Origin of the sequence: Citrobacter sp. Cpo221, assembly GCF_030332345.1 — a bacterium.
Classification (GTDB): Bacteria; Pseudomonadota; Gammaproteobacteria; order Enterobacterales; family Enterobacteriaceae; genus Citrobacter; species Citrobacter portucalensis.
Window position 1 is genome coordinate 519,520 of sequence record NZ_JAOWIA010000029.1, and the last position, 22,985, is coordinate 542,504.

At 51.6% G+C, this 22,985-nt stretch carries 20 protein-coding genes; 7 read left to right on the top strand and 13 right to left on the bottom strand.

The window, feature by feature from the left end; genetic code table 11:
- Positions 1-168: 168 nt before the first annotated feature.
- From OGY72_RS03650 to OGY72_RS03670, 5 genes are all read left to right on the top strand, one after another.
- Positions 169-1,521 carry a class-II fumarase/aspartase family protein gene (locus OGY72_RS03650; RefSeq protein ID WP_003831555.1) on the top strand — a complete coding sequence of 451 codons (1,353 nt, stop codon included), beginning with the start codon at positions 169-171 and terminating at the stop codon, positions 1,519-1,521.
- Positions 1,522-1,554: 33 nt separating this feature from the next.
- Positions 1,555-2,976, top strand: a complete 1,422-nt coding sequence (locus OGY72_RS03655) for a DASS family sodium-coupled anion symporter (RefSeq protein ID WP_286546862.1) — start codon at positions 1,555-1,557, stop codon at positions 2,974-2,976.
- Positions 2,977-3,153: 177 nt separating this feature from the next.
- Positions 3,154-5,304: an ATP-dependent DNA helicase DinG gene (dinG, locus tag OGY72_RS03660; protein ID WP_286546865.1), complete on the top strand. Its 2,151-nt coding sequence runs from the start codon at positions 3,154-3,156 to the stop codon at positions 5,302-5,304.
- Between the two features lie 29 nt (positions 5,305-5,333).
- On the top strand, positions 5,334-6,302 hold the full coding sequence (gene ybiB, locus OGY72_RS03665; protein WP_048226020.1) for a DNA-binding protein YbiB: 969 nt from the start codon (positions 5,334-5,336) through the stop codon (positions 6,300-6,302).
- 161 nt (positions 6,303-6,463) lie between these two features.
- On the top strand, positions 6,464-7,549 hold the full coding sequence (locus OGY72_RS03670; protein ID WP_063940660.1) for a malate/lactate/ureidoglycolate dehydrogenase: 1,086 nt from the start codon (positions 6,464-6,466) through the stop codon (positions 7,547-7,549).
- 97 nt (positions 7,550-7,646) lie between these two features.
- Here the strand turns inward: OGY72_RS03670 and ybiJ are convergent, their stop codons facing one another.
- The 5 genes from ybiJ to mcbA all read right to left on the bottom strand — a co-directional run bounded on the left by ybiJ (position 7,647) and on the right by mcbA (position 12,109).
- On the bottom strand, positions 7,647-7,907 hold the full coding sequence (gene ybiJ / locus OGY72_RS03675; RefSeq protein WP_003831561.1) for a DUF1471 family protein YbiJ: 261 nt from the start codon (positions 7,905-7,907) through the stop codon (positions 7,647-7,649).
- 300 nt (positions 7,908-8,207) lie between these two features.
- Positions 8,208-8,474, bottom strand: coding sequence for a DksA/TraR family C4-type zinc finger protein (locus OGY72_RS03680; RefSeq protein ID WP_003831562.1), 267 nt, complete (start codon positions 8,472-8,474; stop codon positions 8,208-8,210).
- Positions 8,475-8,549: 75 nt separating this feature from the next.
- A complete protein-coding gene (gene ybiX, locus OGY72_RS03685) occupies positions 8,550-9,227 on the bottom strand; it encodes a PKHD-type hydroxylase YbiX (RefSeq protein ID WP_164562979.1) in 678 nt (225 codons plus the stop codon).
- A gap of 43 nt (positions 9,228-9,270) precedes the next feature.
- Complete coding sequence (locus tag OGY72_RS03690; protein ID WP_126318733.1) at positions 9,271-11,556, bottom strand: catecholate siderophore receptor Fiu; 2,286 nt, start codon at positions 11,554-11,556, stop codon at positions 9,271-9,273.
- 292 nt (positions 11,557-11,848) lie between these two features.
- Positions 11,849-12,109 carry a DUF1471 family periplasmic protein McbA gene (gene mcbA / locus OGY72_RS03695; RefSeq protein WP_003831565.1) on the bottom strand — a complete coding sequence of 87 codons (261 nt, stop codon included), beginning with the start codon at positions 12,107-12,109 and terminating at the stop codon, positions 11,849-11,851.
- Positions 12,110-12,319: 210 nt separating this feature from the next.
- Between mcbA and rlmF the strand changes: the two genes are divergently transcribed.
- Complete coding sequence (rlmF, locus tag OGY72_RS03700; protein WP_286546878.1) at positions 12,320-13,246, top strand: 23S rRNA (adenine(1618)-N(6))-methyltransferase RlmF; 927 nt, start codon at positions 12,320-12,322, stop codon at positions 13,244-13,246.
- Here the strand turns inward: rlmF and ybiO are convergent.
- From ybiO to rhtA, 6 genes are all read right to left on the bottom strand, one after another.
- Entirely contained in the window at positions 13,243-15,480 is a 2,238-nt protein-coding gene (ybiO, locus tag OGY72_RS03705) for a mechanosensitive channel protein (protein ID WP_286546880.1), read from the bottom strand. The two genes, rlmF and ybiO, sit on opposite strands and share 4 nt — an antisense overlap.
- Before the next feature lie 118 nt (positions 15,481-15,598).
- The gene (gene glnQ, locus OGY72_RS03710) at positions 15,599-16,321 is read right to left on the bottom strand and encodes a glutamine ABC transporter ATP-binding protein GlnQ (protein ID WP_003035246.1); all 723 of its coding nucleotides are present in this window, start codon (positions 16,319-16,321) and stop codon (positions 15,599-15,601) included.
- Positions 16,318-16,977, bottom strand: coding sequence for a glutamine ABC transporter permease GlnP (glnP, locus tag OGY72_RS03715; protein ID WP_003035248.1), 660 nt, complete (start codon positions 16,975-16,977; stop codon positions 16,318-16,320). The genes glnQ and glnP overlap by 4 nt, the downstream gene beginning before the upstream one ends.
- Positions 16,978-17,114: 137 nt before the next feature.
- On the bottom strand, positions 17,115-17,861 hold the full coding sequence (gene glnH, locus OGY72_RS03720) for a glutamine ABC transporter substrate-binding protein GlnH (protein WP_003035251.1): 747 nt from the start codon (positions 17,859-17,861) through the stop codon (positions 17,115-17,117).
- 365 nt (positions 17,862-18,226) lie between these two features.
- Positions 18,227-18,730 carry a DNA starvation/stationary phase protection protein Dps gene (gene dps, locus OGY72_RS03725; protein ID WP_003035253.1) on the bottom strand — a complete coding sequence of 168 codons (504 nt, stop codon included), beginning with the start codon at positions 18,728-18,730 and terminating at the stop codon, positions 18,227-18,229.
- Positions 18,731-19,033: 303 nt separating this feature from the next.
- Positions 19,034-19,921 carry a threonine/homoserine exporter RhtA gene (gene rhtA / locus OGY72_RS03730; protein WP_148362222.1) on the bottom strand — a complete coding sequence of 296 codons (888 nt, stop codon included), beginning with the start codon at positions 19,919-19,921 and terminating at the stop codon, positions 19,034-19,036.
- Between the two features lie 411 nt (positions 19,922-20,332).
- On the opposite strand from rhtA, the gene ompX reads away from it, so the two are divergent.
- Complete coding sequence (gene ompX / locus OGY72_RS03735) at positions 20,333-20,848, top strand: outer membrane protein OmpX (protein ID WP_003831579.1); 516 nt, start codon at positions 20,333-20,335, stop codon at positions 20,846-20,848.
- Between the two features lie 120 nt (positions 20,849-20,968).
- On the opposite strand, the gene OGY72_RS03740 is transcribed toward ompX, so the two are convergent.
- Together OGY72_RS03740 and mntS are read right to left on the bottom strand one after the other, a co-directional pair.
- Positions 20,969-22,549 (bottom strand): phosphoethanolamine transferase, encoded by a 1,581-nt coding sequence (locus OGY72_RS03740; RefSeq protein WP_126318725.1) that lies wholly within the window; start codon positions 22,547-22,549, stop codon positions 20,969-20,971.
- A 276-nt stretch (positions 22,550-22,825) separates the two neighbouring features.
- Positions 22,826-22,954, bottom strand: a complete 129-nt coding sequence (gene mntS, locus OGY72_RS03745) for a manganase accumulation protein MntS (protein WP_003831584.1) — start codon at positions 22,952-22,954, stop codon at positions 22,826-22,828.
- Positions 22,955-22,985: the final 31 nt, after the last annotated feature.

The following is a 22,985-nucleotide window of genomic DNA, read 5'->3' on the forward strand; positions in this document are numbered from 1 at the left end:
CGAAAATTTGTACGGACTATTCCCTACATTTCTTATGAATACTATAAATGTCCGTACATTCAAATGTACGGACATTTATTTATGTCTGGACATTGTGGCGGCATTTGAATATCCAACAAACTGCCGTAAACACGCATCTTATCATTATCAGATTTTCCAGGGGGATTTATGGCTTCGAATGTACTTGATTCTGTTCTGTTCAGGGATTCTTTCGGCACACCGGCGATGCGCGCGGTGTTTGACGATCGCGAGCTGGTACGCAAATACGTGGAAGTGGAAGTGGCATTAGCCAAAGCCCAGGCACGCTGCGGTGTGATACCCGAGGCTGCGGCGCAGGAAATCGCAGAAAAATGTAATGCTGACACGCTCGATTTTGATTTATTGCGCCATGAAACCGAAATTGTGGGTTATCCGATCCTACCGCTGGTGCACCAGATTTCTAAACAGGCTGGCGAGTCCGGTGGTTATGTGCACTGGGGGGCCACCACTCAGGACATTATGGACACCGCAGTGGTTCTGCAAATTCGTGATGCTTTTGCGCTCATTGAGTCCGATATGGACAAACTCCGCGCCACGCTGGCCGATCTTTCACGCCGCTACCGTGATACGCCGATGGCCGGGCGAACCCATTTACAACAGGCTTTGCCCGTGACCTTTGGCTACAAAACTGCCATCTGGCTGGATATGTTTGAACGCCACGCGGAACGTCTTACCCAGGCGCGTCCTCGTGTATTGGTCGGCGAATTTGCGGGGGCAGCCGGTACGCTGGCATCACTGGGGGATAAAGGCCTCGCGGTACAAAAAGCGATGATGGAAGAGCTTGGGCTAAATGTCCCAACATCCACCTGGCACGTCGCGCGTGATGGTTTTGCCGAAGCGGTGAACCTGTTAGCGGTGATTACCGGGTCGCTGGGCAAGATTGCCTACGACGTAATGCTGCTGGCAGCAAACGAGTTTGGCGAACTGTATGAGCCGTTTGTTAAAGGGCGTGGCGCCAGCAGTACCATGCCGCAGAAACGCAACCCTATTTCCAGCGAGCTGATGCTGGCCTGTGCCAAAGGCGTTCGCCAACAGGCAGGGTTGATGCTTGATGCGATGGTGCAAGATCTGGAGCGAGCAACCGGGCCGTGGCATGCCGAATGGATTGCTATCCCGGAAAGTTTCGTTCTCAGCGCGGGGGCATTGCATCAGGCCAACTTTATGCTGGCGGGGCTGGTGGTCGATGAAGAGGCGATGAAACGTAACCTCGGCATGACTAACGGATTGATTGTGGCTGAAGCGGTCATGATGGGGTTGGCTCCGTATATTGGTCGTCAGGATGCACATGACGTGGTGTATGACGCCTGTCGTATCGTCAACGAACAAGGTGGACGATTGGCTGATGTGCTGAATGCGATGCCATCTGTCTCTGAACGACTGGACCCACAGTTGATTGAAAAACTGACCGACCCGGCAAATTACCTTGGAATGGCACCGGCGATGGTGGATCAGGTATTAGCAAGATACATGTCGCGGAAATGAATGCTCTCGGGCTAACGGAATAAGGATATTTTTATGTCAACGAATTCTGTCACGGGAAAATCCATTCTGTCGTTCCTGATACCGCTGGCGATAGGCGCGATCATTTGGTTTTATCCTGTTCCTGATGGTCTAACGCCTCAGGCCTGGCATATGTTCGCGATATTTGCCGCGACCATTGCCGCCATTCTCACTCAGCCGCTCCCTTCGGGGGCGGTGATGTTGATTGCACTTTGCGTGGTTATTTTCACCAAAACGTTACCAGAGGCAAAGGCGCTGTCAGGGTTTGCGTCCGGTACGGTATGGCTCATTTTCTGCGCCTACGTCTTGTCTCTGGGGTTTGTGACGTCAGGACTGGGGAAACGTATTGCGTATAAAATGTTATCGCTCTTTGGCGGCAGCAGCCTGGGTATTGCTTACTCACTGGGGGTTTCCGATCTGATTATGGCCCCGGCAATGCCGTCAGTAACTGCGCGGTCCGGGGGCATAATTTTTCCCATCACGCGTTCCATCAATGATGTGTTGGGCTCCGCTCCAGGGGTAACGGGCAAACGTATTGGCGATTTCTTAACCATGGTGTGCTTCCAGTTTACGCCGATTACCGGGGCGATATTTCTCACCGGGATGGCGGCGAATCCGCTGGTAGCGAGCCTGGCGAAATCGTCATTGGGTATGGAGATAACCTGGGGCGGATGGTTTATTTCCGCAGTAGTCCCTGCGATGGTTTGTTTCTGTCTGATGCCGCTACTGGTCTATAAATTATTGGATCCTGAGCTTAAGCGTACGCCAGAGGCAAAAGCGATGGGTAAGCAGGCGCTCGGTGAGCTCGGTTCGATGAGCAGCAACGAGAAAAAGGTCGCGTTTGGTTTTGTGCTGGCGCTGGTTGGCTGGGGCACCAGTTTGATTACTGGATTGTCTGCCACATCTGTCGGGCTGGGGCTGGCTGCTTATCTGTTTGCTTCGGGTGCTGTTAGCTGGAAAAGTTTGCTTAATGACCATGCAGCCTGGGATACGGTTATCTGGTTTAGCGTCATTATTAGCCTTGCGACCGGACTTGCCGATCTGGGTTTTATTAAATGGATGACAATAAAGTTAGGCAGCGGTATTCAAGGGTTTGGTGCGATTGAGTCCTTTATTGTGCTGGGGATCCTTTACATTTACGTCCACTATCTCTTTGCTACGGCTACCGGGCACGTAGCTGCGCTGTATGCTCCTTTCGCGGCCACGGCGATCGCTTCGGGTGCACCGCCGATGATGGTTGCTATTTGCTTCGGTATCTTTAGTAATCTGATGTGGGGGAATACCGAGTATGGTGGCGGACCTGGTCCTATTTATTTTGCCCAGGGCTATTTTGAACGACCGCGTTTTTACAAAATTAACCTCTGTGTGGTAACGGCAAATGTGATTATCATTTTTGCAGTGGGCATGCTGTGGTGGAAGCTGCTGGGATACTATTAACCGACACGTTTATTCGGCCTGCAATGTACCTGACTGTAGGCCGGATAAGGTGTAAGCCGCCATCCGGTAATTTAAGCCAGAGCTGCGAAGCGCTTTCCAGAATGGGGGAAAAAGGTACATCCAACGCCTGAAATGTGCCACAATAGTGGCTGTTTATACAGTATTTCAGGTTTTCTCATGGCACTTACGGCTGCGCTAAAAGCGCAAATCGCCGCCTGGTACAAGGCGCTTCAGGAACAGATCCCCGACTTTATCCCCCGTGCGCCGCAGCGGCAGATGATTGCTGACGTCGCGAAAACGCTCTCCGGGGAAGAAGGGCGACATCTGGCGATTGAAGCACCGACCGGGGTGGGGAAAACCCTGTCGTATCTGATTCCCGGTATTGCCATCGCGCGTGAAGAACAAAAAACGCTGGTGGTCAGTACCGCCAACGTCGCTTTGCAGGACCAGATCTACAGCAAAGATTTACCGCTGCTGCGCAAAATTATCCCCGACCTGCGTTTTACCGCTGCGTTTGGTCGCGGACGCTATGTCTGCCCGCGTAACTTAGCGGCGCTGGCCAGCACTGAACCCAATCAGCAGGATCTGCTGGCTTTTCTCGACGATGACCTGACGCCCAACAACCAGGAAGAACAAAAGCGCTGTGCCAGGCTAAAAGGCGATCTCGACAGCTACAAGTGGGACGGGCTGCGCGATCACACCGATATCGCTATCGACGACGGACTCTGGCAGCGTCTGAGCACCGATAAAGCCAGCTGTCTGAATCGCAACTGTCACTACTATCGTGAATGCCCTTTTTTTGTCGCCCGCCGGGAGATTCAGGAAGCTGAAGTGGTCGTGGCTAATCATGCGCTGGTAATGGCGGCCATGGAAAGCGAAGCCGTTTTGCCGGAGCCGAAAAATCTACTGCTGGTACTTGATGAAGGCCACCATTTGCCGGATGTCGCGCGCGATGCGCTGGAGATGAGCGCAGAAATCAGCGCTCCTTGGTATCGACTGCAGTTGGATCTATTTTGCAAATTAGTGGCTACCTGCCTGGAGCAGTTTCGCCCGAAGACCACGCCGCCACTGGCAAATGCCGAGCGTCTGAACGGTCACTGTGAGGAGCTGTATGAGCTGATTTCATCGCTCAATAACATTCTTAATCTGTATATGCCCGCTACCCAGGAGGCGGAACACCGCTTCGCGATGGGCGAATTGCCTACGGAAGTGATGGAGATTTGTCAGCGTCTGGCAAAGCTAACAGAAATGCTGCGCGGTCTGGCGGAACTGTTCCTCAACGATCTCAGCGAAAAAACAGGCACTCACGAAATCGTGCGTCTGCATCGGGTTATTTTGCAGATGAACCGGGCGCTTGGCATGTTTGAGGCGCAAAGCAAACTGTGGCGGCTGGCATCGCTCGCGCAGTCGTCAGGCGCACCGGTAAGTAAATGGGCGACGCGCGAGGTGCGTGACGGGCAGATCCACGTCTGGTTCCACTGCGTGGGGATTCGTGTGAGCGATCAGCTCGAACGACTGCTGTGGCGTAGCGTCCCGCATATTATTGTCACTTCCGCAACGCTGCGCTCGCTCAACAGCTTCTCGCGTTTGCAGGAGATGAGCGGTCTGAAGGAAAAAGCAGGAGACCGGTTTGTCGCGCTGGATTCACCGTTTAATCACGTTGAACAGGGCAAAATCGTCATTCCGCAAATGCGCTACGAACCGTTAATTGATAACGAAGAGCAGCATATCGCGGAAATGGCCGCCTATTTTCGTGAACAGCTGGAGAGTAAAAAGCATCAGGGCATGCTGGTACTTTTTGCCAGCGGTCGGGCGATGCAGCGTTTTCTTGAGCACGTTACCGATTTGCGCCTGCTGTTGTTGGTGCAGGGCGATCAGCCGCGCTACCGTCTGGTGGAGTTGCACCGCAAACGGGTGACCAACGGCGAGCGCAGCGTGCTGGTTGGGCTGCAATCTTTTGCTGAAGGTCTGGACTTGAAAGGCGATCTGCTGACTCAGGTGCATATTCACAAAATTGCTTTTCCGCCTATCGACAGTCCGGTGGTGATCACCGAGGGCGAGTGGTTGAAAAGCCTGAACCGCTACCCCTTCGAGGTGCAGAGCCTGCCTGCGGCGTCGTTCAATTTGATCCAGCAGGTTGGGCGACTCATCCGTAGCCATGGCTGCTGGGGAGAAGTGGTTATTTATGACAAGCGTTTATTGACCAAAAGCTATGGCAAGCGTTTACTGAACGCGTTACCCATATTTCCGATAGAGCAACCTGCTGTGCCAGACGTTATAGTAAAACCAAAAGAAAAAGCGAAACCCACGCGCCGCCGTCGGCGTTAACGATGCGAGCAACAGGCAAGGAGTTATCGATGGATTACCGCAAAATCATTAAAGAGATTGGGCGAGGAAAAAATCACGCGCGTGACCTGGACAAGGATACCGCTCGCGGACTGTATACCCATATGATGAACGGCGACGTACCTGACCTCGAGATGGGCGGGGTACTGATTGCGCTACGTATCAAGGGCGAAGGTGAAGCGGAGATGCTGGGCTTTTACGAAGCGATGCAAAACCACACCATTCGCCTGACTCCGCCGGTAGCCAAACCCATGCCGATTGTCATTCCCAGCTACAATGGTGCGCGCAAGCAGGCGAATTTGACTCCGCTGCTGGCGATTTTATTGCATAAACTTGGCTTCCCGGTGGTGGTGCACGGCGTCAGCGAGGATCCGACCCGCGTGCTGACTGAAACCATTTTCGAACTGATGGGAATTACGCCAACGCTGCATGCCGGGCAGGCGCAGGCAAAGCTGGATGGTCATGAGCCGGTGTTTATTCCGGTGAGCGCGCTGTGCCCTCCGCTGGAGAAACAGCTGGCGATGCGCTGGCGCATGGGTGTGCGTAACAGTGCGCACACGCTGGCTAAATTAGCCACGCCGTTTGCTGAAGATGCCGCGCTGCGTCTTTCCAGCGTGTCCCACCCGGAATACGTTTCGCGCGTGGCGAAGTTCTTCGGCGATATCGGTGGGCGCGGCCTGTTGATGCATGGTACCGAGGGCGAAGTGTATGCCAACCCGCAGCGCTGCCCGCAGATAAGCCTGATCGATTCATCCGGTGTGCGAGTGCTACAAGACCGACAGAGCGAGATGCCTGACGAGCCGGTACCGCTACCGGTAGCAAAAGACCCGGAAACCACCGCGCGCTGGATTGAGCGTTGTCTGGCTGGCAGCGAGCCTGTTCCGGCATCGTTGAAAATCCAGATGGCCTGTTGCCTGGTGGCAACCGGTGAGTCCGCCTCACTGGCTGAAGGACTTGCCCGCGTCGAGCAAAGTTTCTAAACCATTTGTTATCCCGACGGGCCTGTTGCCTGGCCTGTCGGTTCTCTCTTTTCGGCAATGTGAAATTTCTGCACGTTTATTGACCTCCAGCGCACCGTGGCGCAGCATAGTTTGTTGAAAAATAAGAAACACAACAAACACGCGACACAAAGGAGATAACAATGAACAGTGGACATCGCTTCCATGTGCCAACGCTGCACGCCTTTATCCAGGCCGTTTTTCATCAGATGGGAAGCAATGATCAGGAGGCGCGGCTGGTGGCCGACCATCTGATAGCCTCTAACCTCGCCGGTCACGACTCCCATGGCATCGGTATGATCCCAAGCTATATTCGCTCATTCTCGCAGGGGCATCTGCAGATCAACCGTCATGCCAAAGTGGTAAAAGATGCGGGGGCGGTGATTACGCTTGACGGCGACTGTGCGTTTGGTCAGGTGGCGGCGCACGAGGCAATCACGCTTGGAATCGAAAAGGCGCGTCAGTACGGAATCGCCGCTGTGGCATTACATAATTCGCACCATATCGGCCGTATTGGCTACTGGGCGGAGCAATGTGCGGCAGCAGGTTTTGTCTCGGTGCATTTTGTGAATGTGGTGGGGATCCCGATGGTCGCACCGTTTCATGGCCGCGATAGCCGTTTTGGCACCAATCCCTTCTGCGTCGTATTCCCGCGTAAAGATACCTTCCCACTGTTGCTGGACTATGCAACCAGCGCCATCGCGTTTGGCAAAACCCGAGTGGCATGGCATAAGGGCGAGTCGGTGGCTCCAGGATGCCTGATTGATGTGGCGGGTGTGCCCACTACCGATCCTGCGGTAATGCAGGTTTCTCCGCTGGGGTCGTTGCTGACCTTTGCCGAGCACAAGGGGTATGCGCTGGCGGCGATGTGCGAAATTATGGGCGGTGCGCTTTCTGGCGGTAAAACGACACATGAAGAGAGCCTGCAGACCAGCGCGGACGCCATCATTAACTGTATGACCACCATCATTATGAATCCACAACTGTTCGGCGCGCCGGACTGCGACAACCAGGTCGCGGCATTTGCTGAGTGGGTGAAAGCGTCCCCGCATGCTGAAGATGCCCCGATCCTGTTGCCTGGGGAGTGGGAAGTGAATACTCGCGAGGAACGGCTGGAACACGGTATTCCGCTGGATGCCGGAAGCTGGCAAGCGATTTGTGAGGCGGCACTGCAAATTGGGATGCCAGACACCGTGTTGCAGGAATTCTGTCAACGGCTGGAAAAATAGGCAAAAAAAAGCCCGTCCAGTGGCGGACGGGCAAACAAAGGGTAACAAACAGGGTCAATGAGGGTTGGAGCATTGGGTCGTACAGGTAATCTTTCGGTTATTTATAGATAACCGCGGTGCCGCTCATTTTGTCTTTGCCGATAGCGGAAGTGATGCTGTAGCCAGTTGCGCCAGCTGCATTCGCTTTCTCAGCCAGTTTGGCTTCCAGGCCGTCCAGCGTAGTAGCGCCGTCAGCAGATACCACACCAATTTTGTTCATGTTTTGCGCCTGAGTAGAGGAAACCGGCTCGGCAGCGAAAACGCCAAATGACAGGGTAGACAGGGCGATGGCAGCAACAGCAAATTTGATATTTTTCATGATTAATCTCTCGCAGGGTTGTTCTGTTAGTCAGTGTTCTTTAAGAAGACGTTGTTCCGTCGATGTGATAAGTATCACGTTTTTTTTGGTGAGAGAAAATCGAATAGAATTGACCACATCAATCAAATAAATTGAATGACAAATAACTTATTGAATATTAATAAATTCGAGTAAGGGATTTACAGTTCTTGTCATTGCGCTTTACAGAGAAGGCGACAACGGCACATTTTGCTACACAGGGTGCAAAAAATCGTGCTCGTAAAGGAAATCGTATGCGCTGAAACTTTTGGTAAAGATAAGTCAACGTAGCTGGCTGTCTTTCGAACCTCTGCGATTATATCCTGAAAATGCTGAGTTATGTGAATCTTTATCCTGTTGGCAGGCGATGCACAAGCGTACCCCTGGCACGGCCTCACGTCTGGCCTGAGGGATAGGATTGCCGCATTCTTCGCATTCATACAGACTTTCCCCCGTCGGTAACTCACCGCGAGCGCGGGCAACAGCATCTTCAATAGTATTGTTGATCTGTTCGTTAACCGCGTCGTCATTTGCCCATCCGGATGCCATGTGTACCTCCTGCTGATGTCTACAGACTAAGTATAGCGAAGGTGATGGCTGAAAAACGACCACGCGCCAGCAGTATCAGATTTCAGACCATTCACGCAGCAGGTTATGGTAGAGATTGAGTAATGACAGGATCTCGCTGCTCTCCCCATGGCGAGCTTTCAGGGATTGAATGTTTTTATCCAGTTCAAAAAGCATGGCGCGATTTTTGTCGTCACGGACCATCGACTGTATCCACATAAAAGACGCTACACGAACGCCATGGGTCACTGGCGTGACGCAATGTAGGCTGCTGGAAGGGTAAAGCACCAGATCGCCTGCCGGAAGCTTCACCGCATGCTGGCCGTAAGTATCATTGACCAGCAGTTCTCCCCCTTCATAATCATTCGGGTTACTCAGGAATAAAGTTGCGGAAAGGTCCGTGCGCATCCAGCCGTTTTGCGGATGGCTACGCACCGCACCGTCGACGTGAAAACCGTAGGTCTCGTTGTCCTGGTAGCGATTAAACAGCGGTGTGGAGAGCGTTTTCGGTAGTGCTGCGGCGAAGAAAAGCGCGCTGTTACTTACCGCAGTCTGTACCGCCTGTTGTAAAACGCCGTAGCGTTCACTTTGCGTATTCACCTGCTGGTTGTTTTTTACCTGCGCCCCCTGAGCGCCGGTGGTTGCGCGGCCATCAACCCAGTCGGCAGCGTCCAGTTGTTCACGAAACCAGGCTACATCCTGCGCCGACAGAACGCCGGGAATGTGGTACATCATCAGTATTTCTCCTGAAAGTGGGGCTTACGCCCCACGCGATGGATTAGAAATGCATATTGGCGGTGAGCAGGAAAGTTCTTGGCTCGCCCGGATGATAACGGTATCCACTCTTGTTTATGGAGGATACATAATCGGTGTCGAACAGGTTATAGACGTTTAGCTGGAAATCGAGATTGTGATTCACGCGATAGCCCAGTTTGGCGTCAGCGACCCAGTAACCTTCAGTGTAGGATGGCGTACCCACTGCACCGTCGGAACCGCGATGCATACTACCCACGTAGCGAGCGCCTGCGCCAACGGAGATATCATCGGTAGCCTGATACTGGTTCCACAGCGTGAACGCATGTTCCGGTGTATATGGCAGGGAAGAGGAGCCATCCTGAGCAACGTTTTTACCGCTGTGGATGGTCGCGCGTTGCTGGGTGTAACCCCCAATAATCTGCCATGCGGGGGTGATGTTGCCTGCTACCGAGAGCTCGTAGCCTTCAACGCGTTTCTCTCCGTACTGGGAATAGGTACCGTCGTCGTTCTGCTCAACTTCATTCTCAATATCCGTGCGGAAAATCGCAGCGGTTAACAGCAGGCGCTTATCCAGCACCTCCCATTTGGTGCCGATCTCGCTGGTTTTCGCTTTCTGCGGTTTGAAATCGGTACGATTCGCACTGTTACCGCTGCCGCCCTGAGCAAGAGCAAAGTTGCTGCCGCCCGGCGGTTGCTGAGAAACGGCATAGTTGATGTACACGTTACCGTTATCGGTCAGGTGATACAGCGCGCCAGCTTTCCAGTTCACCAGATTGCCTGATTTGGCAGTATCCACAGTGGTGATCGGGGAACCTTTAGCCACGCCTGTCGGGCACGCGACTGCGCCGCGACCGGAAGCGCCGCAAGCGGTGGCGCTGTCATATTCTGTGCGGTAATTGTCGAGGCGAATACCACCGTTCAGCTCGAATTCACGGGTAATTTGTAGCGTATCAAAAGCGTATACACCGAAGGTGTCTGTTTGCCCGTTAGCGTTGGCGCCGTTACGAGACAATCCGCCGATATTCACATTGCTGTCGGGGTGATAGATATTCACCGGTGGTGGGGTGATCGGCGCCACGCCATAGTTGGTTTGTGTTTCGCGCGTCAGCTCCACACCGGTGCTGATGTCGTGACCGATGGATCCCGTGTAGAACGTTGAGGTCAGGTTGGTCTGGTTGGTCAAGATCTTATTGCTGACATCCTTGGTATTTGCCAGGCGTGACCAGGTCCAGCTGTCGACGCTGCTGGTGGGTTGGGTGATGTTAGACGCGCCGCCCATCACCGCCGTCATCAGATAATCCTGTTTAATGCGCGACCAGCGGGTGGTGTTGCGAATAGTGGTGCTGTCGTTCAGGTCATGTTCAAAACGCATCGTCGCGGTATCGGTTGTCGAATCGTCATAATCCGAGTTGGTACCGTAGAAATTATGCGTATCCACTTTGCCTGAATGATTCAGTGCAGAAGTCCCCGCAGAAGGTGCGGAATATCCCGGCAGGCCAATGGTAGGGATGCCGCCATCCGGCGTGTTGTGCTGGGTGACATGTAGATAGTTCAGGTACAGTCGGTTCTCAGTCCCTAAGCCAAAAGCGAGAGAGGGGGCCACACCGTAACGTTCATTCTTAACATTATCGCGACCGGCATCATGCGTTTTTTCGCCCATCAGGTTTAAACGTGCGGCGGTGGTCTCGCCGATGACCTGGTTAATGTCCAGCGTACCACGGCGGAACCAGGCGCTACCGACGCTGGCCGATGCATCGATTCCTGAGTCGGTGCGTGGCTGTTTGCTGATCATATTGATAGAGCCAGTCGGTGCGCTACGTCCATAGTCGGTACCGGAAGGACCTTTGATTACTTCCACTTGTTCGGTATTGAAGGTGTCGCGCGTGACGCTGCCAATATCACGGATACCGTCGATATAAATACTGTTCGAGGTATCCGCACCACGCATGTAAACCGCGTCTCCGGTGCTGGAGTTACCATTCTCACCGGCGAAAAATGCGCCAACGCCCGGGACGTTTTTCAGCGCGTCGGTCAGATTTGTTGCGCCTTGATCCTTAATCACCTGCTCAGAAATCACCGTCATGGTGCGGGTTGTATCCGCCACCGGACGGGAGAATTTAGGGTCGGCAGACTGTGTTGGGGCGTACAGCGAAGGTTTGGCCGCTTCAACGACCAGAGTGTCTTCTTGTTTTTTATCCTGGTCGTCCGCAGCGACAGCCTGAGCTATAGGGGACAGGCCAATGCACAGACCGGCAAAAAAAGTCAGTGAGTGAAAGCTACTGGACGGCAAGTTGCGATTTTTATCCATGTTAATGAGTGACTTATTATTGTTTGAGTGGACGGTTTCACTCGCGCGAAGGGACATCTCTATGGATGTTATACCCTGCAGGCCTCGCGGAAATGAATGTGTAATTGATAATGATTTTGATAAGCATTACTAATCAGTGCGACGTTTTAGCATTCATTAATTCAAAAATAAATACATTTATTTACATTGGATTCAAAATGCCAACATATTGATTACAAATTGAGCTGCAATGAAGTGAACCGCACGCAGAAAACTGCATTCGGGGTGAATGCAGTTGGGCTGAGATGGGGGGTTACTTATAGATGGTTGCGGTACCGTACATCTGATTTTTGCCGCCCGCAGAATCAACGACAAAGCCTTTTGCCCCTTGCTCTTTCGCTTTCTCTGCCAGCTTGTCTTCGAGGTCGCTCAGGTTAGAGGCGCCGGTAGCGGATACTGTGCCGGAAGCTTGTAGCTGACCGGTAGCTGGGCTGGTGTATGGCTGTGCAGCAAAGGAGGCAAATGTCATGCCGGAAAGTACGGTAGCAGCAAGTAATGTGAGGCATTTCTTCATGGTGATATCCTCTGAAAAACAACAGGTGTGCCTGATAAGTTTAGGTCGTCAGCGGATGACATTTACCGCAAAAAATTGGTGATGAGCTGTCTGTTTTTTGAACAATTCGCAAAGCGTCAAACAGGTGTAAAAAATCAAATTTCCTTGTTGTGTGTGTTTACCGCGTGGCGTTATGCGGGTATCTTACGCCGCTGTTAAAAGGAGAATGCTATGTCCGCTCTGAAACCGGGATTACACCCACGCAACCGCCACAATGGCCGTTATGATCTTGCGACTTTATGCCAGGTTACGCCCGAGCTGACGCAATTTCTCACCCTCACGCCCGGCGGCGAGCAGAGTGTTGATTTCGCGAATCCGCAGGCAGTAAAGGCGCTCAATAAAGCGCTACTGGCGCATTTTTATGCGGTGAAAAACTGGGATATTCCAGATGGTTTTTTGTGTCCGCCGGTGCCTGGTCGTGCTGACTACATACACCATTTGGCCGATCTGTTGAGTGAAACCAGCGGAACCATTCCGGCAAATGCGAGCGTGCTGGACGTGGGAGTTGGGGCAAACTGTATTTATCCACTGATCGGCGTGCATGAATATGGCTGGCGATTCACGGGTAGTGAAACCAGTAGCGAAGCGTTTAACAGCGCTCAGGCGATCGTCAACGCCAATCCGGGATTAACCCGTGCTATTCGTCTGCGTCGCCAGAAAGATGCAACGGCAATCTTCAACGGCATCATTCACAAAAATGAGCAGTATGAAGCCACATTATGTAACCCGCCATTCCATGATTCTGCGGCCTCAGCCCGTGCCGGAAGCGAGCGCAAACGCCGTAATCTGGGACAGGACAAAGACGATGCGCTGAACTTTGGCGGACAGCAGCAGGAGTTGTGGTGTGAAGGCGGTGAAGTGGCGTTCATCAAGAAAATGATTGCTGAAAGCCAGGCCTTTGGTCGCCAGGTGATGTGGTTTACTACACTGGTTTCTCGCGGCGAGAACTTGCCTCCGCTGTACCACGGATTAACGGATGCGGGCGCGGTGAAAGTGGTCAAGAAAGAGATGGCCCAGGGGCAAAAGCAGAGCCGCTTTATTGCCTGGACCTTTATGGATAACGATCAGCGTCGTCGTTTTATGGCGCGTAAACGCTAAAGCGTTGGCTCGGTTGGCGGTAGCGGTTCGCTTGCCGCCGACGCAGGACCATTCCCTGGTGCAGGTAACACTTGATACGTCTGTACCGGGGCGCGTATGTTGGCCAGATCGAAGTATTTCTTCACCTGGCTGTCGAGCGCAAAACGTACCGTCCACTGCTTCAGCGGTAAGGTGGTAAACGAGACCCGTAGCGTGAATGCCGTATTGGTTAATCCTACAATCCCGGCAAACGACGGCTCGCCGATAATCAGCCCGCGAATATCATCTTTTTCCATCACCGCAGCAACTGCGTCTTTCAACGCCTGATTCGCTTTATCCGCATCCTCATGGCGGTCTACGTCGTAATTGGCGACGACCGATCCAATTCCACGCACAAAGTTGGCGAAGGTCGTAATCGATGACCAGGGAATGATATGGTACGCCCCGGTGTCCTGACGCACGCCCACAGAACGAATGGACATTCGTTCAACCGTACCGGTGAGTGGACCGATGGTCACCAGGTCGCCGGTGTTCATGCCATTTTCAAACTGAATAAAAATCCCGGTAATAATATCTTTTACCAGCGTTTGCGAGCCGAAAGAGATAGCCAACCCCAGCGCCCCGGCCCCGGCCAGCAATGGGGCGATATTAACGCCAATTTCCGACAGCACAATCATGATGGTGATCGTGCTGATGATCACCGCCAGCGCGTTGCGAAACAGCGTCAACAGGGTTCGGGTACGAGCGCTGGGTAGCGGGCGTCCGTGAATATCGGAAGCCAGACGATTTTCAATCAGGCTGGCAAGGATCGTCCAGCCGATGGCGGAGAAGAATAAAATCAGCGCGATACGGATCAGAATATCCACCGTTTTTTCTCCTGCGCCGTAATGCAGCCAGTTCCAGAAGTCGAACAATCCCCAGGCATTCAATAGCAGCATCACCGCAACGCACACCGTCAGGATCCTGGCCACGCTTAACGCCGTCGACAGCCAGCCATTTAGTCGTTTTTGTAATTCCGGATAGCTGCGCTGGGTGTGTGGCGAAAGGGTAATAGTTTTGGCTATCCAGCGGGAAAACATGCCGGAAACAAAGGCGGCAATTCCAATGATTACCAGGCTGCGCAGCGTAGCGCCCATCATGAATTTCAGGCTGTTGCCCGGATCAAACAGCGAAAAGAAAAACAGCACAATGAAGTAGGCGCTGGCCAGCCAGTGCCATACCATCGCAAAGGCGCGGATAAACAGGCTGAAAAAAGCTAACGATCTTTCTGCCAGATTCTGTAAATGCAGCGTTATCTCTTTCTTGTTTCTGAAAATCAGGTACAGCGCCCATAGCGTGATACACAGCATGATGATGACGTTGGCCATCGCGCCGACCTGCACATTGACCTGATTGGAGATAATGGGAACGGCAACTATAAGCCCGTAACCAATCAAACTGCTTAATGAACTCAAACGCCGATTCCAGTAGCGCGCACCGGCATCCTGAATGTTAAACGGGCGTAGTTCAGCCACCGTTGGGCAAAATATCAGACGCAAAATGGCTTTGAAGAACTCAATCAGGGCAAAGGCATTGAGAAACAGGCTTTGCTGAAAGGTGATGGTGCGACTGCCGGCATTCATTCTGTCGCTCAGTATCTGCCCGACAAACAATGTCAGCGCCAGCAGAAGCAAATCAATAATGAATGCGCCAACGATCATCGCCGGAAGCTGCAGCCAGTTGCTGCGTTCGCGGTTTTTCCGCCGTGCCCATTGCCCCATTTTGCGATACAGAGGCAGCGCGCACAGGCGGATCAGCCAGTAAAACCCGAACACTGACGCCGCCAGCATTAAAAAATGAGTCAGGGCATTGGTGAACGTTTGCGAGTTAAAGGTCTTGTGCGGTGCATCGGTAATATTGCGATAAAGCTGGGCAAAGCGGCTGGAGAGCGCCTCACCGTAGTGCCGGGTGACATCCGTGACGTTTTCCAGTACCGTTTTTTCTTCCGTTAACGTGGGTGGGACAATGGTTGGCACCGGCTCAGCAGGGGGCGCAGTTGCCACTTTGCGTAATTGATCGATCAGTTCCTTCCGCGAGGTGTCATTTTCCAGCACATCAGCCAGTGCGCCGTAAGCTGCTTTCTTCTGTTCAACATCTGGCTCCTTTGCCGGGGCGGTTTGTGCGTTGGTTGACGTTGGCGTGGTGACGCCAGGTATCGTCACTGCTTGTGCCGGAAGACTCAACAGACAAACAAAGATGAACAGGATCCAGCGCATGACTCCTCCCATGAGAAAACAAATTCAAAAGGATAAGTATAGTTGTCAGGGCGGGAGGGAATTGAAATGAGAGGATTCTGGTGAAAAACCTCCCTTCGGGCGAAGGGAGGTTGAGCTATCAGGAAACGTGCTGCAAGAATTCCTGTAAGCGTTGGCTGGGTGGATTTTCAATCAGGGCCTGCGGATTACCGTCTTCGGCAATTCGTCCCTTATCAATGAAAATCAGGCGTGAAGCCACTTTTTCGGCAAAGCCAATTTCGTGGGTCACAATCACCATGGTCATCCCTTCTTCCGCCAGGTCCTGCATAACTTTCAGAACTTCATGGCGCAGTTCCGGGTCGAGTGCTGAGGTTGGCTCATCAAACAGCATCATTTTCGGTTTTACCGCCAGCGCACGGGCGATAGCCACACGCTGTTGTTGACCGCCGGACAGTTCAGAAGGGTAGTGATGTGCACGTTCGGCCAGACCCACTTTTGCCAGCAGCTCTTTCGCCAGTTTCTCGGCCTGTTCTTTATTCGCCCCGCGTACGCGCTGCGGTCCAAACATGACGTTTTCCAGCGCCGTCAGATGTGGGAACAGGTAAAACTGCTGAAATACCATTCCGGCTTCCTGACGGATTAAGCGCTCGTCTACCTTCGGATCGTTTACTTTCAGACCGTCGACGATCAGATCGCCGGAGGTTATCTCTTCCAGCTTGTTAATGCAGCGCAGCAGGGTAGATTTACCGGATCCTGACGGCCCGATAATCACCACGACTTCACCCTGCTGAATGTTCAGGTCAATATTGTGCAGCACCTGGGTTGGACCAAAGTGCTTAGAAACGTTTTTAAATTCAATCACAGGATTTTCATCCTTCTTTCCAGACGACGCAGAATGAAGCTCAGCACCAGCGTAATGATCAGATAGAACACCGCAACGGCGCTCCAGATTTCCAGTGCGCGGAAGTTACCGGCAATGATTTCCTGGCCCTGACGGGTCAGTTCAGCGACGCCAATGACAATAAACAGCGAGGTATCTTTAATGCTGATGATCCACTGGTTGCCCAGCGGCGGCAGCATACGACGCAGTGCGAGAGGTAAAATAACGTGGCGGATAGTCTCTGTGCGTGAAAGTCCAAGCGCCAAACCGGCTTCGCTGAACCCTTTATGGATTGAGAGCACCGCACCGCGGGTGATTTCCGCAATATAGGCCCCGGAGTTGATCATGATGGTGACAACGGCGGCGCTAAAGGGGTCAATGCGTAAATCGTTAAATGCCATTGGCAGAGCGAAGTAAATAAACATTACCTGCACAACGATTGGCGTACCGCGAATGACTTCGATAAACACCAGCGCTACGTGGTTGGCGATCCAACCGCCGAAAGTGCGCGCAAACCCTGCTGCAAGTCCGATTATCAGACCGCCAGCCAGACCGAGGACCGAGATCCACAGGGTCATTTTGGCGCCTTCAATCAAAAGCGGGATGGCGGGCCAGATGGCACTCCAGTCAAACTGCATATGTCGTTCCTGTTACCGTGGTGTAAATATTCAAATGCCCGTTTTGCCGGATGTGCTGTGCTTATCCGGCCTACAGGTCTCAAAAATCCAGGCGTAGGCCCGGTAAGCATCACGCTACCGGGCAACGCTGCCTGTTATTATTTAGGTTCAGTACCGAACCATTTTTTGTAGATTTCGTTGTAAGTACCGTTCTCTTTCAGCGTTTTCAGTGCGCCGTTCACTTTCTCACGCAGGTCGTCGCTGCCTTTCGGGAAGGCGATACCGTACTGCTGGGCTTCCAGCGATTCGCCTACAGCTTTGAACTGACCATTGCCAGCTGTTTTGATGAAGTAAAGAATGTTTGGTGTGTCGTGCAGTACAGCGTCTGCGCGGTTGGTGCCCAGTTCCATATATGCGTTATCGATGTTCGGGAACTGACGCAGGTCTTTGGTTTTGATATTCGCTTTCGCGTAATCAACGGAACCGGTGCCACTCTTAACCGCAACGACTTTACCATCCAGATCTTTTACGCTTTTGACGTCGTTGTTATTCGCTTTCACCATCACTAACAGACCGCTTTTGTAGTAGCCGTCGGAGAAGTCGATCGCTTTTTTACGCTCATCGGTGATGGTGATACCTGCCAGTGCCAGGTCGATATTTTTGGTTTGCAGAGCCGGGATGATGCCGCTGAAATCCATTGGTTTCAGTTCATAATCCAGTTTCAGTTCTTTGGCCACGGCAGCCCACAGATCCACATCAAAACCAACGTATTTGTCACCCTGTTTGAATTCAAACGGTACAAACGCGGTGTCGGTTGCGACAACCAGTTTCTTATCTGCGGCATGGGAGGACACCGCAAAAGCCAGGGTAAGTGCAGCCAGTGAAACTTTTAATACAGACTTCATAGGATTTCCTTTTATATCCACGGGGCGATCCCCTGCGAGAACATATGGCTTAATGAAAAAATCGTGCCAATTTTGCAACTCATTGTTTTAACAAGAGGGTGTCTCGTTTTGTTGCACAATAAGTAGGGCAAAGTGAGTAATCTGCACCGTTTTGGGGCACTCATTTGGTGCGAACCAGTCACGGTGCAAACGGTATGACTATTTAGCGTAAAAATTGTTGATAAAACAATCTTTCGTTAACGATTGTGTGAGGTGATTATTACAAATAATTTACTTTGGAGTGACGAATGATCAATGTTATGCACCATAGATGTGCAAAACCCCCGCCGGAGCGAGGGTTATATAGGTAATTCTTATGTCTGCTGTTACTCAATGTTGGCTTCGATAAACCACAGGAATTTATCGAGGTCGCGAGAAGCTGCGGTAAAGATATCCGCGGTATCTTCGTCTTTTGCTTCGCTGATAGCTTTACGTACGCTGTTTGCAACTACGGCATAACGTTCGGCCAGCTCTTTTAAGTGGTCCTGTACGCTATGGATATCCAGCGGGTAACTTTTCAGAGGCGTTTTGCTATTAATAACCTGAGTTGTGCCCAGTGCCACACCGCCCAACTGTACGGCGCGTTCAGCCATGGTGTCGAGGTGATCGGTCAAAGCTGTACGGAAGCCATCCAGCATTTCATGTACTGCAATGAAGTTTGCACCGCGCATGTTCCAGTGAGCCTGTTTGGTGATCAATGACAGGTCAATGAATTGGATTACTTGCTGATTCAGCAGTTCTACGGTCGCTTTCTTTTCGCTATCAGACACATCGTTGCGGGTATAAAGGAGGGCGGATGCTTTTGTTTTTACCAGTTTCGCGGTACTCATATTTTCATATCCTCTTGATATTTATGTCCCAACTCTTCAACGGAATTAAGTATAGCGCTAAATTTGGATTTTTGTTTCCGGTGTTGCCTATCACTTTAATAGCGAAGACGAGGGTAAATATAAAATATCAAATAAAATCAATGCAATGAGTGTTTTGTTACTTGCGTGGTGTTATTTTTATGTTAATTTTAAGATTAAATGAAATATGTGGATGAGAAAATTATATTTATTAGAATTATTATCACGCAGATTTACAATTGGATATTCTGCATGATTATGCAAACCATGCAGAATATTACGTGGTTAATTCACGTCGACTTGTTTTATTTGTGGCTCTTTACGAATAGTGAGCGTAGAGCCCATTGATGCGACAATAATAGCGCCCAGAGCGAGCGTCTGGATAAGCGTCAGCGTTTCACCGAGGAAGATCATTCCGGAAATCGCGGCCAGCGCGGGTTCCATGCTCATCAATGTACCGAAAGTACGCGTAGGCAGGCGCGTCAACGCAATCATCTCCAGTGAATAGGGAAGCGCAGTAGAGAGGACTGCAATGGCCAGACCTAACGGCAGAATGGACCAGTGCCACAGGGCATCTCCGGCCTGGAGTGCGCCGATTGGTACAAATACCAGTGCTGCAATAAATGACCCTACCGCGACGGTCGCAGGACCGTGTTCCGCGCCGGCTCGCTGCCCGGTAAGAATATAGATGGCCCAGCAGGCACCAGCCCCCAGCGCCAGTGCAGCACCCGTTAAATCTACGTGAGAAACGTCCTGACCCAGAGGCAGCAGGAACCAAAGCCCGAGCACTGCCAACGCAACCCAAATGAAATCCACCGGGCGTCGGGATGAAAACAGCGCTACCGCGAGCGGGCCGGTAAATTCCAGCGCCACGGCGATTCCCAGTGGGACGGTTTGGATTGACAGGTAGAAAAGGTAGTTCATCCCGCCCAGAGACAGGCCATAAAACAGTAGCGGCAGGCGTTGTTCTTTGGCGAATCGTAAACGCCAGGGCTTAAAGAAAGTGATAAGAATGAGCGTACCCAGCGCAAGGCGCAGCGCGGTAACGCCTGGCGCACCGACGAGTGGGAACAACGATTTTGCCAGTGATGCTCCGCTTTGAATGGAGGACATAGCAATAAGCAAAACCAAAATAGGCAACCAGACTGGCGCTTTACGTGACAACCCCGGCATCCTTTCTCCTGTCAAATGATGATTACACATCTCCATCTGTGCCACGCTTCAGCATTGTTACGACGCAGATGATTTTATGTATAGAAAAGTAAAACAGCGAGTGTAATGGAATTACGCTCAACTGGTTGAGTATTCGTTGAAAAAAAAATTGCTCAGTTCCGTACAATGGCATGAAAACGATGGATTAATAATCTGTGTGATTAGGAATGTTCTGGATGAATGTGCCATATTGTGCGCGCAATAATGGTATTTTCAATTGAAAAAGTGATGTTAATTGAAAGAGATAGCGGGTTTTTGAAATGTTCTGTTACATGAAAGACCCCGTTAGACATCGCGAATCGCAAAGAGTTTCCCATCAATTTTTGGTATATTTAAAACTTAAGATTTACTTGAAGCACATTTGAGGTGGTTATGAAAAAAATTGCATGTCTTTCAGCACTGGCCGCTGTTCTGGCTTTCTCCGCAGGTACTGCTGTAGCTGCTACTTCTACCGTTACCGGTGGTTACGCTCAGAGCGATGCTCAGGGCGCAGCGAACAAAATGAACGGTTTCAACCTGAAGTATCGCTACGAGCAGGACAACAACCCGCTGGGTGTTATCGGTTCCTTCACTTACACTGAAAAAGATCGTACCGATGCTTCTGGCGACTACAACAAAACCCAATACTACGGCATCACTGCTGGTCCGGCTTACCGTCTGAACGACTGGGCAAGCATCTACGGCGTTGTGGGTGTTGGTTACGGTAAATTCCAGAACGTAGAATCTTCGACTTACAACCACAGCACCAGCGACTACGGTTTCTCTTATGGTGCGGGCCTGCAGTTCAACCCGATCGAAAACGTTGCTCTGGACTTCTCCTACGAGCAGAGCCGTATTCGTAGCGTTGACGTTGGCACCTGGATTGCTGGCGTGGGTTACCGCTTCTAATCACTTCGGTGATATGAAAAATCCGCCTCTTGGGGCGGATTTTTTTTGTCTGTAATCCTGGAAGGAAGTTCGTTGTAGGCCGGATAAGACACAGTGCGTCTTATCCGGCCTACAAGCGTATTATTTGGTTGAGAAAATATCGGTACCCAGATGGTTGTAGTCCACCTTCTGCAGTTTGAAGTTGGTGATGTACACCGGCCCGGCTTTTTTCTCTGAGATAAAGCGGTAGCTGTTGGTGATTTCCTTTGCGCTGATCCCTGTCCACTGCGAGAAAAAACTGAGGAAATCATTGGCGGAGCGACGGGCTTTAATCACCCGATGCGCTTTATCATCGCTCGAAAGCACCATGAAAGGCACCTGGAAATTCTGCTGGAACTGATCGTCATGCGCCAGGTACTGCACCTCTTTTCCCCGCTCTTTAAACGCGAGGCCATGATCGGAGAAATAGACCATCGAGAAGCTATTACCGCTGTTACGTAACTGCTCGTAAAGCTGGCGAAGCAGGTCATCCGTCTGCGTCATGGTGTACAGATAACAAGATGTCTCTTTTGACTGGACGAAAGTCTCGTATTTACCCTGTGTTCGGTCACAGGCCTGCGGATGCGAGCCCATTAAATGCAGCACGATGAGCTGTGGTTGAGTGCGCTCGGTTGCCAGCACCTGGGCAGTCATCTTCAACAGCGCTTCGTCACGGGTGTTTTTATCCGCTTCAAAGTCACCGCTTTTGAGGAACTGAACTTCATCAGCTCGCTTCGCAATGCTGGCGATGGCCGTATCGTATTCACCAATCTGTCCCTGATTGGAAAACCACCATGTCTGGAAGCCCGCACGGTTAGCCAGGGTGACAAAGTTATCCTGGAACTGGGGTTTATTATCCACTACCCGATTAAGCGTTAAGCCGAGCGATTTTTGCGTTGAACCGCTGGCAGCAATGTAATCCGCGAAGATATAGCCGTTAACGGAGCTGGCAAACGGGGTGTTATCCCAGTGACCGCCAAACGCGCCTAACGCATCGCGGCGGGCGCTTTCACCGATCACCACGACGTAGGTGTGATACTTCGGTTTAACGGCGGTTACCGTCCAGCTGTCTTTTACGCTCGACAGTTTCGCCATACGCTCTTGTTCGTCGAGCACTTCGTTGTTATTGACGATAACGTCCTTGGCGAAACGGAAAACCGGATAGCCAGTATCTTTCAGCTTGAACACGCCGCCCCAGGCCAGGTTTTGTACCGGGGTAACAAAGAATGCGACAACGCTAAACAGCAAACAAATGCTGTCGAACTTATTCCAGCTGCGCTGCTGCACATCTTTTTTACGGCGTACGGCGATAACGCCAAGGGCAAAAATAAACACTCCAACCAGATAACTGTACCAGGGGAAGATGGTCAGGATCTCGGTTGACTCTTCCATATTGGTTGAGTGCAGCGCCAGTAAGGTATTGAAGTTCGGTGAGCCGTAAGCCTGGCCGAACGGAAAATACATTGCCGCAACGAGTGAGCAAATGCCAATCAGTGCTTTCTGCGCGCGCGGCGCGCTACGCCACAGCAGCATCAATATACAGGTGAAAGCAACGCTATAGAGCAGGCTAAGTGGATAGCCCAGTGCAAGGTTGATCAGCAGAGACTGTAAGAAATAGAGGCCAGTCCACGGACTAATTGCCCGGCTACGAGCAATGATTGAATCTTTGAGGGTTAAATTCATATGCCACTGTTACAAAAACGCCATGTGCTTACCCTGGCGCTAAGGGTCATTGCCTGCCTGAGAGAGCGAGAAGAGGGATAGGGTCCGCATCCGCGAGCCGCAATATACGCAGGGCTGCGAAAAGATAGAGTGTGCGCAAGAGAAGGTCAACTACTACAAAGAAATTGTTTTGCGAGGGACGTGGCAAAACTGACAAAAAGAAGGGTTATTGAGACGAAAACCACCACCGTACCCGGATGACGGTAGGAAAATGAAGCGGCGTACCGCGACGCCGCATTATTTTTCTGAAGGTTTATCCTGCTCTGGTTTGCTGTTAATCATGTCACACAGCATAGAGATCAGCATCAACCGTACTTTAAAGGGAGAGTGGCTAAACACGCGTATACACCTCTTAAATTCATTCATGTAAACCTCCTGACTTCACGATCCCATCAGT

Excerpts from the sequence above, each read along its gene's own strand:
- OGY72_RS03650 (WP_003831555.1), top strand. The coding sequence starts at position 169 with ATGGCTTCGAATGTACTTGATTCTGTTCTGTTCAGGGATTCTTTCGGC.
- OGY72_RS03655 (WP_286546862.1), top strand. The coding sequence starts at position 1,555 with ATGTCAACGAATTCTGTCACGGGAAAATCCATTCTGTCGTTCCTGATA.
- dinG (WP_286546865.1), top strand. The coding sequence starts at position 3,154 with ATGGCACTTACGGCTGCGCTAAAAGCGCAAATCGCCGCCTGGTACAAG.
- ybiB (WP_048226020.1), top strand. The coding sequence starts at position 5,334 with ATGGATTACCGCAAAATCATTAAAGAGATTGGGCGAGGAAAAAATCAC.
- OGY72_RS03670 (WP_063940660.1), top strand. The coding sequence starts at position 6,464 with ATGAACAGTGGACATCGCTTCCATGTGCCAACGCTGCACGCCTTTATC.
- ybiJ (WP_003831561.1), bottom strand. The coding sequence starts at position 7,907 with ATGAAAAATATCAAATTTGCTGTTGCTGCCATCGCCCTGTCTACCCTG.
- OGY72_RS03680 (WP_003831562.1), bottom strand. The coding sequence starts at position 8,474 with ATGGCATCCGGATGGGCAAATGACGACGCGGTTAACGAACAGATCAAC.
- ybiX (WP_164562979.1), bottom strand. The coding sequence starts at position 9,227 with ATGATGTACCACATTCCCGGCGTTCTGTCGGCGCAGGATGTAGCCTGG.
- OGY72_RS03690 (WP_126318733.1), bottom strand. The coding sequence starts at position 11,556 with ATGGATAAAAATCGCAACTTGCCGTCCAGTAGCTTTCACTCACTGACT.
- mcbA (WP_003831565.1), bottom strand. The coding sequence starts at position 12,109 with ATGAAGAAATGCCTCACATTACTTGCTGCTACCGTACTTTCCGGCATG.
- rlmF (WP_286546878.1), top strand. The coding sequence starts at position 12,320 with ATGTCCGCTCTGAAACCGGGATTACACCCACGCAACCGCCACAATGGC.
- ybiO (WP_286546880.1), bottom strand. The coding sequence starts at position 15,480 with ATGCGCTGGATCCTGTTCATCTTTGTTTGTCTGTTGAGTCTTCCGGCA.
- glnP (WP_003035248.1), bottom strand. The coding sequence starts at position 16,977 with ATGCAGTTTGACTGGAGTGCCATCTGGCCCGCCATCCCGCTTTTGATT.
- glnH (WP_003035251.1), bottom strand. The coding sequence starts at position 17,861 with ATGAAGTCTGTATTAAAAGTTTCACTGGCTGCACTTACCCTGGCTTTT.
- dps (WP_003035253.1), bottom strand. The coding sequence starts at position 18,730 with ATGAGTACCGCGAAACTGGTAAAAACAAAAGCATCCGCCCTCCTTTAT.
- rhtA (WP_148362222.1), bottom strand. The coding sequence starts at position 19,921 with ATGCCGGGGTTGTCACGTAAAGCGCCAGTCTGGTTGCCTATTTTGGTT.
- ompX (WP_003831579.1), top strand. The coding sequence starts at position 20,333 with ATGAAAAAAATTGCATGTCTTTCAGCACTGGCCGCTGTTCTGGCTTTC.
- OGY72_RS03740 (WP_126318725.1), bottom strand. The coding sequence starts at position 22,549 with ATGAATTTAACCCTCAAAGATTCAATCATTGCTCGTAGCCGGGCAATT.
- mntS (WP_003831584.1), bottom strand. The coding sequence starts at position 22,954 with ATGAATGAATTTAAGAGGTGTATACGCGTGTTTAGCCACTCTCCCTTT.